This window comes from Rhodococcus olei, assembly GCF_039540555.1.
In the GTDB taxonomy this organism is placed as follows: Bacteria; Actinomycetota; Actinomycetes; order Mycobacteriales; family Mycobacteriaceae; genus Rhodococcus_G; species Rhodococcus_G olei.
In genome coordinates, this window is record NZ_BAABFB010000066.1 from 291,249 (window position 1) to 305,232 (window position 13,984).

At 69.3% G+C, this 13,984-nt stretch carries 12 protein-coding genes; 1 reads left to right on the top strand and 11 read right to left on the bottom strand.

Features of this window, described 5'->3' with window-relative positions; genetic code table 11:
* Positions 1-22: 22 nt before the first annotated feature.
* The 7 genes from ABD951_RS22385 to lpdA all read right to left on the bottom strand — a co-directional run bounded on the left by ABD951_RS22385 (position 23) and on the right by lpdA (position 7,274).
* Positions 23-751 (bottom strand): GntR family transcriptional regulator, encoded by a 729-nt coding sequence (locus ABD951_RS22385; RefSeq protein ID WP_345350408.1) that lies wholly within the window; start codon positions 749-751, stop codon positions 23-25.
* Positions 752-753: 2 nt separating this feature from the next.
* Positions 754-1,446, bottom strand: a complete 693-nt coding sequence (gene urtE, locus ABD951_RS22390) for an urea ABC transporter ATP-binding subunit UrtE (protein ID WP_345350411.1) — start codon at positions 1,444-1,446, stop codon at positions 754-756.
* Position 1,447: 1 nt separating this feature from the next.
* A complete protein-coding gene (gene urtD / locus ABD951_RS22395; RefSeq protein WP_345350414.1) occupies positions 1,448-2,263 on the bottom strand; it encodes an urea ABC transporter ATP-binding protein UrtD in 816 nt (271 codons plus the stop codon).
* Positions 2,263-3,378, bottom strand: a complete 1,116-nt coding sequence (gene urtC, locus ABD951_RS22400) for an urea ABC transporter permease subunit UrtC (protein WP_345350417.1) — start codon at positions 3,376-3,378, stop codon at positions 2,263-2,265. Before urtC ends, urtD begins: the two co-directional genes overlap by 1 nt.
* Positions 3,375-4,259 (bottom strand): urea ABC transporter permease subunit UrtB, encoded by an 885-nt coding sequence (gene urtB, locus ABD951_RS22405; RefSeq protein WP_345350420.1) that lies wholly within the window; start codon positions 4,257-4,259, stop codon positions 3,375-3,377. Before urtB ends, urtC begins: the two co-directional genes overlap by 4 nt.
* A gap of 43 nt (positions 4,260-4,302) precedes the next feature.
* Entirely contained in the window at positions 4,303-5,562 is a 1,260-nt protein-coding gene (urtA, locus tag ABD951_RS22410; RefSeq protein ID WP_345350423.1) for an urea ABC transporter substrate-binding protein, read from the bottom strand.
* 311 nt (positions 5,563-5,873) lie between these two features.
* Positions 5,874-7,274: a dihydrolipoyl dehydrogenase gene (lpdA, locus tag ABD951_RS22415; protein ID WP_345350426.1), complete on the bottom strand. Its 1,401-nt coding sequence runs from the start codon at positions 7,272-7,274 to the stop codon at positions 5,874-5,876.
* Positions 7,275-7,691: 417 nt separating this feature from the next.
* On the opposite strand from lpdA, the gene ABD951_RS22420 reads away from it, so the two are divergent.
* On the top strand, positions 7,692-8,732 hold the full coding sequence (locus tag ABD951_RS22420; RefSeq protein ID WP_345350429.1) for an alpha/beta hydrolase: 1,041 nt from the start codon (positions 7,692-7,694) through the stop codon (positions 8,730-8,732).
* A 39-nt stretch (positions 8,733-8,771) separates the two neighbouring features.
* Here the strand turns inward: ABD951_RS22420 and ABD951_RS22425 are convergent, their stop codons facing one another.
* The 4 genes from ABD951_RS22425 to ABD951_RS22440 all read right to left on the bottom strand — a co-directional run bounded on the left by ABD951_RS22425 (position 8,772) and on the right by ABD951_RS22440 (position 13,877).
* Positions 8,772-10,418, bottom strand: coding sequence for a class I adenylate-forming enzyme family protein (locus ABD951_RS22425; protein WP_345350432.1), 1,647 nt, complete (start codon positions 10,416-10,418; stop codon positions 8,772-8,774).
* A 174-nt stretch (positions 10,419-10,592) separates the two neighbouring features.
* Positions 10,593-11,354, bottom strand: a complete 762-nt coding sequence (locus ABD951_RS22430; protein WP_345350435.1) for a TetR/AcrR family transcriptional regulator — start codon at positions 11,352-11,354, stop codon at positions 10,593-10,595.
* Positions 11,355-11,499: 145 nt separating this feature from the next.
* On the bottom strand, positions 11,500-13,134 hold the full coding sequence (locus ABD951_RS22435; RefSeq protein ID WP_345350438.1) for an acyl-CoA dehydrogenase family protein: 1,635 nt from the start codon (positions 13,132-13,134) through the stop codon (positions 11,500-11,502).
* Positions 13,131-13,877, bottom strand: a complete 747-nt coding sequence (locus ABD951_RS22440) for a PaaX domain-containing protein, C- domain protein (protein WP_425569916.1) — start codon at positions 13,875-13,877, stop codon at positions 13,131-13,133. The genes ABD951_RS22435 and ABD951_RS22440 overlap by 4 nt, the downstream gene beginning before the upstream one ends.
* Positions 13,878-13,984: the final 107 nt, after the last annotated feature.

Consider the following 13,984-nt stretch of genomic DNA (forward strand, 5'->3'; position numbering starts at 1 on the left):
CTTTCGGTGGCGGGAGGTCGGGTCAGTCACGGACCGCGTTGGCCATGCGCGCCAGCGCGAGTGCCTGTTGGGCGCGTTCGATCACGACCGCGCGGGATTCGTCGATGTGGGTGAGCAGCGTGTCGTGCGCCCGCTGCAGGTGACCGTCGAGGACGAGCTCCGCGACCGCGATGTGCTCGTCGACGGTCGCGCGCATCCGGTCCGGCGTCAGGTAGTCGAACATCCGCACCGGACGCACCTTGGCGTTGACGCCGGCCAGCGCGTCCACCAGCGCCCGGTTCCCGGACGACGCGAGCAGAGCGGTGTGGAACCGTTCGTCCAACGCCACGAAGCCGGCGTCCGGGGCCGGGACGTCCGCGCGCAGCCCGTACCAGCGTTCGAGTTCGGGCCCGAGGACGGCGGGGTCGTGGCACTCCCCGCTGCCGTCGAGGATCCGTCGAATCCCCCGGATCTCCAGGGTGATCCGAAGCTCGTAGAGTCCCGCGAGCTCGTCGAGCCGCGGCCGGTACGGGTACAGACCGTGCTCGTCACGCTCGACCAGTCCGTCGGCCTGCAGGCGCGCGAGGGCCTCGCGGACCGGGGTCCGGGAGACCCCGTACATCTCGGCGAGCCGTTCCTCGCCGAGGCGCTCACCCGGCCCGATCCGGCCACTCATCAGGTCGTTGCGGAGTGAGAGGTACACCTGATCGCGCAGCGGGCCGCCGGTGTTCCTGACGGTGACGCCGCGGTCGCCCCGAGCCCTGGCCGTCATGGTCAGATGGCCATCGCGGCACGGACCGCGGCGGCCGAGTCGGCGCCGCCGGTCCCGGTGGCGGTGACGTGCCCGGCCGCCAGGACGCTGTAGTTCTCGGCGGCCTGCAACGCGAACCCGATGTGCTGCTCGACGAGCAGGACACCGAGGTCGCCACGACGGGTGAGATCGACGATGGTGCTCTCGATCTCGGCGACGACGTTCGGCTGGATGCCTTCGGTCGGTTCGTCGAGGATCAGCACCGTCGGCTGCGTGATCAGAGCGCGGGCGATCGCCAACTGCTGACGCTGGCCACCGGACAGCAGGCCGGCGCGGCGGTCGAGCAGTCCGGTCAGCGCCGGGAACAGGTCCAGTGCCTCGGCGATCAGCGCCCTGCCGCGCTTGCGGCCGTCGGCGACGACCTGCAGGTTCTCCGCGGTGGTCAGCTGCCCGAAGGACTGCTGCCCCTGCGGCACGTAGGCCAGCCCGCGGGCGACGCGGGCGCTGGGCCGCAGCCCGGTGATGTCCTCTCCACCGAGCAGGATCCGTCCCGAGGTGACGGGGATCAGCCCGACCGCGGCCCGCAACAGCGTGGTCTTGCCGGCGCCGTTGTGGCCCATCACCGCCGCGACACCGCCGTCGGGGACCCCGAGCGACACCCCGTGCACGACCTCGGTGCGGCCGTACCCGGCGCGAATGTCGACGAGTTCGAGCATCTCAGCCCTCCTTCCGATCGTGGTCGACCGCGCCTGCGGTGCCGAGGTAGACCTCCTGCACCCGCGGATCGGCCTGCACCTCCGCGACCGTGCCCTCGGACAGCACCTTCCCCGCCGCGAGCACGGTGACCGACGTCGCGAACGCCCGCATGAAGTCCATGTCGTGTTCGACGACCACGACGGTGCGCTCACCGCCGATGCGGCGCAGCAGGTTTCCGGTCTCCTCGCGCTCGTCGAGACTCATGCCTGCGACCGGCTCGTCGAGCAGCAGCACGTCCGCGTTCTGCACCAGCAGCATGCCGATCTCGAGCCACTGCTTCTGCCCGTGGGCGAGGATCCCGGCGGGGGTGTCGCGTTGCGCGGTCAGGCCGATCGTCTCGAGTGCCTCCTCGATCTGCGGCAGCACCGACGTGCGGCGGCGCAGAAGGGTCAACGCGGAACGTCCGGCACCGGCCGCGATGTCGAGGTTCTGCAGCACGCTCAGTTCCTCGAAGACGCTCGCGGTCTGGAACGTGCGCCCCACCCCGAGACGGGCGATGTGGTGCACCTTCTTCCCGATCAGCTCCACCCCGGACTTCGTGGCCGAGCCGGTCGCGGGCACCAACCCGGTGATCGCGTCCACCAGGGTGGTCTTCCCGGCGCCGTTGGGGCCGATCAGGAATCGCAGGTCCCCCTGCAGGAGTGTCAGGTCCACGCGGTCGACGGCGGTGAAGCCGTCGAAGCTGACGGTGAGATCGCGGACCTCGAGGTACTCGCTCGACATCCCGGCGTTGCCGCCGGCTTCCGGAGCCTTTGTGCTCACAACTGTTTCGGCCATCAGGGCACCTTCACGGGTTCGGGGACGTCCGCCGCAGCGGAGGCGGCTACGCCGGGTTCGGCGGCAGCGGAGGGCGAGCGACGACGACGCACCAGCGTCACCAGCCCGGCGATGCCGGCGGGGAAGAACCCGACGACCACGACGAACAGCAGGCCCTGCGCGTAGATCCAGCCGGACGGGAACGACTCGGAGAACGCGGACTGCGCCCACGCGACGCCGATGGCGCCGAGCACCGGGCCGAGCAGCGTCGCCCGGCCGCCGATCGCGACGCCGATCAGGAAGGCCAGCGACGGCACGATCCCGACGTCGGCGGGCGAGATGATCCCGACGATCGGCACGAACAGCGCACCGGCGATGCCGGCGAGGAACGCGGCGACGACGTAGGCCACGAGCTTGATGGTGGCGGGGTCGTAGCCGAGGAACCGGACGCGCTCCTCCTGGTCCCGGACCGCGACGAGCAGTTCGCCGTAGCGGCTGTTCATCAGCTGCCGGATCAGCGCCACCGACAGCAGGAGCACCGCCGCCGCGATGAAGAACAGCATCCGCTTGTTCGCCGGATCGGCCAGGGTGAAGCCGAAGAAGGTGCGGAACCTGTTGAGCCCGTTGCTGCCGCCGATCGTCTGCTGGCCGACCAGCAGGATCGCGAACGCCGCCGCGAGGGCCTGCGACAGGATCGCGAAGTACGCGCCCTTGACGCGACGCTTGAAGACCCCGATCCCGAGCAGGAACGCCACCAGCGCCGGCAACACCAGGATCGCGACGATCGCGACGGCCGGGGACGCGAACGGCCGCCAGTAGCCGGGCAGCTCCGTCGCGCCGGCGATCTGCATGAAGTCCGGCACGTCCTGACCCTTGAGCTGTGCGTCCGCGACCTTGAGGTGCATCGCCATCGCGTAGGCGCCGATCCCGAAGAAGACACCCTGCCCGAGGGTGAGCATGCCTCCGCGACCCCAGGCCAGTCCGATGCCGGCGGCGACGATCGCGAAGCACAGGAACTTGCCGAGCAGGCCGAGACGGAAGTCGCTGAGGACCGCGGGCGCCACCCCGAACAGCAGCACCGCGGCGAGCGCGAAGCCGCCCCACACCCGTGCCTTGGGACTTGTCAGGACGCTCATACGAGGCTCCTCGTCTTGACGGCGAACAGGCCCTGCGGCCGGACCTGAAGGAAGACCACGATGACGACGAACACGATGACCTTCGCGATCGACGCGGTGGTCGAGTACTCGATGAACGAGTTGAGGATCCCGAGGGCGAACGCGGCGATCACCGCGCCCTTCATCTGCCCGAGACCACCGACCACGACCACCAGGAACGCGTCGATCAGGTAGCTCTGCCCGACCGTCGGACTCGTCGACCCGATCAGGGTCAGCGCGACGCCGGCGACACCGGCCAGGCCCGACCCGACGAAGAAGGTGGTGACGTCGGTGCGGCGCGACGAGATCCCGCTGGTCTCCGCGAGGTCGCGGTTCTGCACGACGGCCCGGATCCGGCGGCCCATCGGCGACCGCTGCAGTGCCAGTGCCAGTGCCGCCACCGCGACGACGGCCAGCAGCATGATGAAGATCCGGGTCTTGGGGACCACCGCGCCGAGAATCTCGACACCACCCGAAAGCCAGGCCGGGGCAACCACGTTCACCGCCGGGGCACCGAAGATGTCCCGGGCCAGCTGCTGCAGGATCAGCCCGACACCGAACGTCACCAGCAGCGTGTCCAGCGGCCGGTGGTACATCCGCTTGACGAGGGTCACCTCGAGCAACGCACCCATCGTGCCACCGACGACGAAGCCGACCAGCAGGGAGACGAACAGCGATCCGGTGGCGCTCGACATCACCTGCTGCACCACGTAAGCCGTGTAGCTACCGGCCATGATGAACTCGCCGTGGGCCATGTTGATCACGCCCATCTGGCCGAACGTCAGCGACAGCCCGAGCGCGGCGAGCAGCAGGATCGAGCCGATGCTCAGCCCGGTGAAGAGCTGTCCGATCACGACATCCACGTGTGGCCTCCTTTCTGGTCGGCTTCGTCGTCTCGGTCGGTCGCTACTGCTTGGCCATGCCCGTGGCCCACGGGTAGGTGGTCAGGTACGGGTCGGGGACGATCGGGTGACCCGAATCCCAGATCGTGTAGATCAGGCCGTCGCCGCGGATCTCGCCGATCCGCGCGGTCTTGGTGACGTGGTGGTTCGAGCCGTCGATGGTCACCGTGCCCTCGGGGGCCGCGTAGCTGACGCCGTCGGCGGCGGCCTGAATGTCCGGCACCGCGAACGAGTTCGCCTTCTCGACGGTGTTCTTCCACAGGTACACCGACGTGTACGCGGCCTCCATCGGGTCGGAGGTGGGCTTGTTCTGTCCGTACTTGGCCTTGTAGGCCTCGACGAACGTCGCGTTCTCCGGGGTGTCGACGGTCTGGTAGTAGTTCCACGCGGTCAGCTGGCCCTCGACGTTCGCCGCGCCGATGCCGCCGACCTCCTCCTCCGCGATGGACACCGAGACCACCGGCATCTGCTGCGGCGTCAGGCCGACGTTCTTGTACTCGCGGAAGAATGCGACGTTCGAGTCGCCGTTGAGCGTGTTGAACACGGCGTCGGCGCCGGCGGCGCGGACCTTGTTGACGATGGTCGAGAAGTCGGTGGAGCCGAGCGGGGTGTAGTCCTCACCCTTGATCTCGATGCCGTTGGCGGCGGCGTACGCCTTGATGATCCGATTGGCCGTCTGCGGGAAGACGTAGTCGCTGCCGACCAGGTAGAGCGACCTGACGCCCTTCTCCTTGAGGTAGTCCAGCGCCGGGATGATCTGCTGATTGGTGGTGGCGCCGGTGTAGAAGATGTTCTTCGAGTCCTCGAGGCCCTCGTACTGGACCGGGTAGTAGAGCAGCGCGTTCCGGTCCTCGAACACCGGCAGCATCGCCTTGCGACTCGACGACGTCCAGCCACCGAAAACCGCTGCGACACAGTCACTGCTGATCAGCTTCTCGGCCTTCTCGGCGAACACCGTCGGCTCCGAGGCACCGTCCTCGCCGATCACCTGGATCTTCTTGCCGAGCACTCCCCCGGCGTTGTTGATCTGCTCGACCGCGAGGGCGATCGAGTCGCGGACGGTGACCTCGGAGATCGCCATCGTGCCCGAGAGGGAGTTGAGCGAACCGACCTTGATCGTGTCACCCGACGCGTCGACACAGGAGGCAGCGGCCGAGTCCCCGGACGCGGTGTCGGACGCCTTGCTCCCGCACGCGGTCAGCACCAGGCCGAGTGCGGCGACGGCGGCCGGAGCGACGAGCGAGCGCTTCGAGAGGTTACGCATGTACGGGCCTTTCGGTCGAGGAACGTGCGAGCGGGCGAATAGCTGGTGAACCCTGTATCCGTGAGGCGTATACAGAGCGGTGTTCGATGGATGCAGACAGTAGGCGGATCTTGTTGCGCCGGAATGACTGTCGGTCACCAGTTGATTTCGCACGTTGCGTCGACGTGAACAAGCCCTCACGGCGCAGTTCGGCGGCGTGGGCGAACGGGAAAGTCGCGCAGGAATATTCGACCCGGACACGACAGAGGGCGCCCGACCTGGTGGTCGGGCGCCCTCGTGTCGCCGGCGCGGCGGTGCCGCGCGGGCGGGGACTAGAAGTTGATCATGTGGCCGGCGAGACCGTGGATGGCCTCCTGCAGCGCCTCCGACAGGGTCGGGTGGGTGTGGACGTTGCGGGCCAGCTCGTTGACGGTCAGGTCCCACTTCTGCGCGAGGGTCAGCTCGGGCAGGAGCTCGGAGACGTCGGGGCCGATCAGGTGGCCGCCGATGAGCTCGCCGTGGGTCTTGTCCGCGATCAGCTTGACGAAGCCGGTCGGGTCCGCGAGGCCGTGCGCCTTGCCGTTCGCGGTGAACGGGAAGGTCGCGACCTTGACGTCGTAGCCCTCCGCCCTGGCCTGCTCCTCGGTGAGTCCGAAGCTCGCGACCTGCGGCTGGCAGAAGGTGGCCCGCGGCATCATCCGGTAGTCGCCGAGTTCGAGGGTCTCGGCGCCGCCGATGGTCTCGGCCGCGACCACGGCCTGCGCCTCGGCGACGTGCGCGAGCTGCAGCTTGGCGGTGACGTCACCGATCGCGTAGATGCCGGGCACGTTGGTGCGCATCCGCTCGTCGATCGCGATCGCACCGCGGTCGAGCGCGACACCGGTGTTCTCCAGGCCGTATCCGGTGACGTTCGGCGCGAAGCCGACGGACTGCAGCACCTTGTCTACGACGACGGTCTCGACCGCGCCGGACTTGTTGTCCTTGATCGCGACCGTGACCTTGCTGCCGTTGTCCTCGATGGTCTGGACGGCGGCGCCGGTCTTGATCGTGACGCCGAGCTTCTTGTACTGCTTGGCGATCTCCTTGGAGACGTCCGCGTCCTCGTTCGGCAGGGCGCGGTCGAGGAACTCGACGATCGTGACGTCGACCCCGTAGTTCTTCAGGACGTAGCCGAACTCCATGCCGATCGCGCCGGCACCGACGATCAGGATCGAACCGGGGAGGTCGCGGGTGAGGATCTGCTCCTCGTAGGTGACGACGTTGGCGCTGAGCTGGGTGCCCGGCAGCAGCTTGGTGGTGCTGCCGGTGGCGATGATGACGTTGTCGAACGTGACCGTCTCGGTGCCGCCCTTGGTCAGCGCGACCGAGATCGCCTTCGGGCCGGTGAACGTGCCACGGCCGTCGAACTCGTCGATCTTGTTCTTCTTCATCAGGAAGTGGACGCCCTTGACCCGGCCGTCCGCGACCTGGCGGCTGCGATCGAAGGCCACGCCGTAGTCGAACGACGCCTCCCCGGAGATGCCGAAGGTCTTCGCCTCTTTCGTGAAGATGTGCGCAAGCTCGGCATTGCGGAGAAGTGCCTTGGACGGGATGCAGCCCACGTTCAGGCAGACACCGCCCCAGTACTTCTCTTCGATGATGGCGGTTTTCAGACCCAGCTGCGCCGCGCGGATGGCTGCGACGTACCCACCGGGACCGGCACCGAGGACAACGACGTCATAGTGTGAGGTCACGGTTCACCAGGGTAGTCCGACCGGAATCCGGCGTCCCGCCGCGGTCCGGTTACCCGCGGGTAACGGGGACGATCCCGGCGATCGGCCGGGCGCGCGTCGTTCGAATAGTGGAATTCCGGGCGGTTGCCTGTCCTGCAGCACCGGCCGCGACGACAATCATGGGGTGGTCGTGGGCCCGTCAGGACCGGGTCCACGACCACCCGTCCGCCCTGACGAACCGGCGGGGCCGCCGGTGTGGCGCAGCACACGGCAGACCAGGTAGTTACGCAAAGCAACAATGTGACCACCTGCGCTTTTGCCTCGTCCGGGGCGGTGTTCTTGCCCTGACCAACGACCGTGGAGTCGGGTACAAAGGGAAGACACGGGTCGTCGGCCCCGAGACCGGCGCGCGCCCACCGGACGATCGAAGGTTGACCAATGCGTCTTCGAAACCACACTCGCCGCGCACGCGTGGTGGCGGCCGCCGCGGCGCTGACGGCGCTCCCCCTGCTGGCCACGCCGGCCGTCGGCACCGCCGCGCCCACCGGGGACACCACGGCCGTCAGCAGCGACTCGTCGTATCTCCAGCGGATCGACAGGAACTCCGACCGCAAGGTGACCGCCCAGGTGTACTCGGCGGCGATGGGCAGGGTCATCCCCGTCGAGGTGATCCTGCCCGCGGACAGAGGCGCGCCCAGGCCGGTCCTGTACCTGCTCAACGGCGCCGGCGGCGGCGAGGACAGCGCGACCTGGCAGAAGCGGACCGACGTGATGAACTTCTTCGCCGACAAGAACGTCAACGTGGTCACCCCGATCGGCGGTGCGTTCAGCTACTACACCGACTGGGAGAAGGACGATCCGGAACTCGGTCGCAACAAGTGGACCACCTTCCTGACCCGGGAACTGCCCCCGATCATCGACTCGGCCTTCGACACCACCCGCGTGAACTCGATCGCCGGCATCTCGATGGCCGGTACCTCGGTGCTGAACCTCGCAATCGATGCGCCGGGTCTGTACCGGAGCGTCGGGGCGTACAGCGGCTGCGCCGAAACCTCCACGGAGGAAGGCCAGCTGTTCGTCCGCTCCGTCGTCGAGACCCGCGGTGGCGGCGACGCGACCAACATGTGGGGCCCGTTCGACGGACCCGGCTGGCGGGCGAACGACCCGGTCGTCAACGCCGAGAAGCTGCGCGGGCTGCAGCTGTTCGTCTCGGCGTCGTCCGGCCTGCCCGGCGACCACGACAACCTCGCGGCCCCCGGCGTCGACGGCAACCCCGCCACGCTCGTGAACCAGGTCGTGGTCGGCGGCGTCATCGAGGCGGCCGTCAACGGATGCACGCACAACCTGCAGACCCGCCTGGCCCAACTCGGCATCCCCGCGACGTTCGACTTCCGACCGGCCGGCACCCACTCGTGGGGCTACTGGCAGGACGACCTGCACGAGTCGTGGCCGATGCTGGCCGCGTCGATCGGGCTGTGAGAGGCCACCCGCCGGCCGCGTCGGCCGGCGGGGCGCGCGTCAGGCCGGCAGTTCCTCCGCGAGGGCCTTCACCGCGCCCTTGGCGACCTTCCCGCCCGGAGCCAACGGCAACTCGTCGACCGTGACGACGTGCTCGGGTATGTACTCCCGGGTGACGCCCTGCCCGGAGAGCCACGCCGACAGCTCGGGCGCGGTCAGTTCGGTGCCGTCGGCGGTGACGACGACGGCGCACACCTTCTCGCCGAACAGCGGGTCGTGCACACCGACGACGGCGACGAGGGTCACGGCCGGGTGGGAGCGAACGAACTCCTCGACCTCGACCGCCGAGATGTTCTTGCCACCGCGGATGATGATGTCCGCCTTGCGTCCGACGACGCGCACCCGTCCGGTGGCGTCGATCTCGACGACGTCGCCCAGCAGCATCCAGCCGTCGGGGGTGCGAAGATCCCGGTCGGCGTCCGGATCGTCCCAGTAGCCGTGGCACATGAGTGGGCCGTTGACGGCGGGCTGTCCGCGACGCTCGTTGCCGAGCACCTCGTCACCGGCGTCGTCGAACACCCGCACCCGCATGTTCTCGAGCACGTGCCCACAGGTGCGCAGACGGGTGTCGACGTCGTCCTCGACGGTGGTGACACTCACCGCGCCGGTCTCGTTGGAGCCGTAGAACTGCAGCACCGCGGCCCCGGTCCGGCGCTCGAACTCGAGCGCCTCGGAGTACGGCACCGCCTCACCGCCGGTGAACATCGCGCGCAGGGAACCGAGATCCGCGGCGCGGGCCCGTTCCGACCGCAGCAGCATCTTGAACTGGGTGCTGACGCAGTTCAACACCGTGACCCGTTCCCGCTCGAGCAGGTCGATCATCGTGTCGGCGCCGAACCGCTCGACCACCACGTTGGACGCGCCGAGAAGCGCGGGCAGGAAGTGCGAGGTCCACAGCCCGAACCCGAACGGCGCGGGCACGGCGCCGAAGAACACGTCGTCGCCGGTGATGTTCCCGGCGCGGACGGCCACCTCCGAGAACGCGATCCACCGGTGTTCGGTCTGCGTGACGAGTTTGGGCAGGCCGGTGGTGCCGGACGTGGAGTTGAGCATCGACACGTCGTGGATGCCGAAACGCGGGCTGCCGGCGTCGAAACGGCGCCCGGTGACGGGGACCGGCTCACCGGCGGCGTCCTCGAGCTCGACCGAACCGTGGTCGTCGACGTAGATCACGTGATCCGGACCATCGGGTCCAGCGCAGAGCTCCGCGACGAGCGGCGCCGTGTCCTGCCCACGCAGGGTGCGGGCGGTGATCAGGATCCGGCACCCGGCCCGCGAACTCAGGTGAGCCACTTCCCTTGCACCCGAACGTGATCCGATACCGACGGCGATCCGGCCGGTGCGCCACGCGGCACACAGTGCCGCGTGGAAGACCATGGTGTCGGGCAGGTACAGCGCGACGGCGTCCGGTTCGGATCCGCGGCCGCAGTCCCCCACGGCCGCGAGCGCGGACGCGATCCGGTCCGCGGCCACGTCGTAGTCGGCCCACGAGATCCGGGCGTCGGGGGTGATGAACGCCGTCCGGTCACCGATCGTCAGTGCCCAGTGCCGCACCAGTTCACTGACGCCGAGGCCGTCGAGCGTGCGCGGCGCGGTTGCGAAGTCGCCGACCGCGACGTCGAGGGTGGTGGAGATTCGTCCGGTCATCGTCACTGCTCCTGTCGGTTCCACCACACCCGTCGACTGCGTGCGGAGTCGAGCCGACGCCCCGATCGATCACAATCGATAAATCAAGCAAGTGCTTGGTTGATTGTGCGGACAGAGTATGCCCTGGGTCACAATCCGAAGTCAACGCGCCGCCGTCGGCGCGGGACCGGGCGATCAGTCACCGCGACGCGCACGCAGTTCGCGGATCGCGTCCTTGAGCTCCCGCACGTCACGCCGAAGCTCGTCGAGATCCGAATCCTTCACGGAATCAACGCTTTCCACGTCAGGCGCGGCCACGCGCCCGGGCCCTTCCGGCCGACGGACCGCGCCGGCCGCGCGCGTCGCGGAGGCCTCCGGGGCTCCGCCGACCGCGAACCCGTCGAGGAACACCGCGATCAGGTCGTGGCGCAGTCGGTCGGCGTCGCGGGCGAGCGTCGCCCGATTGAACCGAACGGTGGACCACACGGATTCGCGCAGCATCCGATTGAACGTGTCGGGATCGATGTCGCCGCGGAACTCGTCCGACTCGACACCGCGCGCGATCGCCTCCGCCCAGAACTCGTTGGCGCGCCGCACCGCTGTCGAGATCCGGGTGTCCGCCGACTGCGAGGACAGCGCACTCTCGTTCTGGTAGATCTCGGTCGCGAACGGGTGGTCGGCGGCGGTCGCGAACGACACCTCGACCATGCGGTCGATCCGGTCACGACCCGATTCACCCGGTACCAGCCTCGCCTCGTACCGTTCGTTGAGGTCGTCGACGAAGGAGATCACGATCTCGAAGACGATCGCGTCCTTGGAACCGAAGTAGTGGTAGAGGCTTCCGGAGAGGATGCCGACCTCGTCCGCGATGTCCCGCACGGTGGTACCCGCGACGCCGCGTTCGCTGAACAGTTTGGCGGCGTGGAACAGGATCTCTTCTCGCCGGGTCGATGCCACCGGTCGCCCCCCTGCACACCGATCGAACGCTTGCTTGCGCTCGGCATGGTACACGGCGGCAGACCCTCCCCGTGGCCACTACGACGACCGCAGTCCCCGCTCCCGGACCTCGCCCGACGGGGCTCGACGTACTCCGGCTCTGCGGTCAGGAGGCGACGAGCGGGACGGCCCTCTCGATGATCGGGGCCAGGTCCAGGCCCGTGGGCAGCGTGCCGTAGACGGTGCCCCAGTCCCCGGCCAAGCGAGTGGCGACGAATGCGTCGGTGACCGCCGAGTTCCCGGACCGCACCAGCAGCGACCCCTGCAGCGCGAGCGCGAGCCGGCCCACCACGACCCGCGAGCGGTACTCGAGCTCCTCCGGGTCGGCGAACTGGGCCTTGAGCGCGGCGACGTAGGCGTCGTAGCGCGCGTCCGCCCCCGCCGCGGCGTCGAGTTCGTCGAAGTACACGCCGAGCACGTCGGGCTGCTTGGCCAGCGCACGCAGGGTGTCGAGCGCGGCGACGTTGCCGCTGCCCTCCCAGATCGACGCCAGGGGTGCCTCGCGGTAGATGCGCGGCATCCCGGACTCCTCGACGAATCCGTTGCCACCCAGGCACTCGAGCGCCTCCGCCGCGAGCCCCGGTCCGCGCTTGCACACGTAGTACTTCGACACCGCCAGGCCGAGGCGCCGTAGCAGCGCGGCCCGCTCGTCACCGCGCAGCGCGGCGTCGGTCTGCGAGGCCAGCCACAGCGCGACCGTCGTCGACGCCTCCGCCTCGACAGCCAGATCGGCGATCACGTTGCGCATCAACGGCTTGTCGACGAGCAGACCGCCGAACGCGCGGCGGTGCGCCGCGTGGTGGGCGGCCTGCCCGACCGCCTCGCGCATCAGCGCGGCACTGCCGAGGGTGCAGTCCAGCCGGGTCATGTTGACCATCTCGATGATGGTGCGCACGCCGCGGCCCTCGTCGCCGAGACGCCAGCCGAGCGCGTTGTCGTACTCGATCTCGCTGCTGGCATTGGACCTGTTGCCCAGCTTGTCCTTCAGGCGCTGCAGTGCAATGGCGTTCATCGTGCCGTCCGGCAGCACCCGCGGCAGCACGAAACAGGTCAGTCCGCCCGGCGCCTGCGCGAGGGTGAGCAGGATGTCCGACATCGGCGCCGAGGTGAACCACTTGTGCCCGACGATGCGGTAGCTCCCGTCTGGCTGCGGCGTGGCGGTCGTGGTGTTGGCCCGCACGTCGGAGCCGCCCTGCTTCTCGGTCATCGACATGCCGGCGATCAGGCCCCGCTTGAGCGCGGTCGGGGTCACGGCCGGGTCGTAGTCGTTCCCCGTCAGCAGCGGCTCGAACTCCGCGGAGAGCTTCTCGTCCGCGCGCAGCGCCGGCACCGCGGCGTAGGTCATCGAGATCGGGCAGCCGTGGCCCGCGTCGGTGACCTGCCACGCGGAGAACTTCGCGGCCCGGATCAGGTGCGCGTTGTCGCGGTGGTCGCGCCACGGGGCGCCGTGCAGGCCGAACCCGACGGCGTGCCGCATCAGGTCGTGGTAGGCGGGGTCGTAGTCGACCCGGTCGATCCGGTTGCCGTAGCGGTCGTGGGTGCGCAGGATCGGCGGGTGCGCCTCGGCCCGGTCCCCGAGCTCCCTGGCGTACGCGGTGCCCGCCAGCCGGCCGACCTCGTGCACCTCGCCGAGGGCGTCGGCGGCGCCGGCCGCGGTCAGGATCTCGTCGAAGAGCGGGTGCCCGGCGGTGTCGTAGTCGACCAGCAGCGGAACCTGGTTGGTCACCTCGTGGGTCTTCACGGCTCGTCCTCCACTTCCTCACGCATGCTCAGTTCGGCGAACTGAGCGCGGTAATCGTCGTAGGCCCACCGCAATTCGTCGGCGGGCCAGCCCCCGGGCCGCAGCTCGTCGGGCAGGGCGGGATCGGTACGGAGGTGCCGCACCGCGGCGGCCGCGGCCATGAACCTCTCCTTCGACTGCCCGGGAACGGTCAGGGCGTCGAGGATCAGCCGGGCCTCGGCCGCCCAGGTGTCGAGGTCCCACAGCCGGCGCATCAGCACGCCGGGGTCGTCGGGCACGGTGGTGAACCGGTGCACCTCGTCGAGGGGCGGGAGGTCGGGGCCGGCCAGGTTGTCCGGTCGCAGCCACACCCCCTCCCGCAGCTCCGCGTAGCGGTGCTCGGCGAGGGTGGTGCGCAGCGCGCCGCGGGCGGCGGCGTCCCGACCGGTGACCACGACCACGACCATGTGCCAGCGGCCGGCGAACGGGAGCCGGCGCGGGTTCACCAGCGCCTCCTGCACGGCCTGAGGCTCGCGGTGCCGGGCCCCGAGCAGGTACATCGAGTCGGTCGCGACGAGGTCTCCGGCCGCGACCATCCGCGACAGGGCGGCGCGCATGGTCGACGGCGCGATGCCGAACAGCTCGCCGGTGCGGGTGATCTCCCGCCCCGGCAGCCGCGCCGGACGCGTGCCGAGCAGCAGGCTCAGCACGACCGACCGCGCGGTCATCGGCGGCGCGAGCTCGTCGAGCGTGCGGGTCGCCACGACCACCTCAGTGTTACAGACCGAGAACAGCTGTACTGAATTTGTAACACCCGGGACCGGAAATGGGAACCCCTGCCGACGCGCGGGCCACCACCCGCACGCGGATC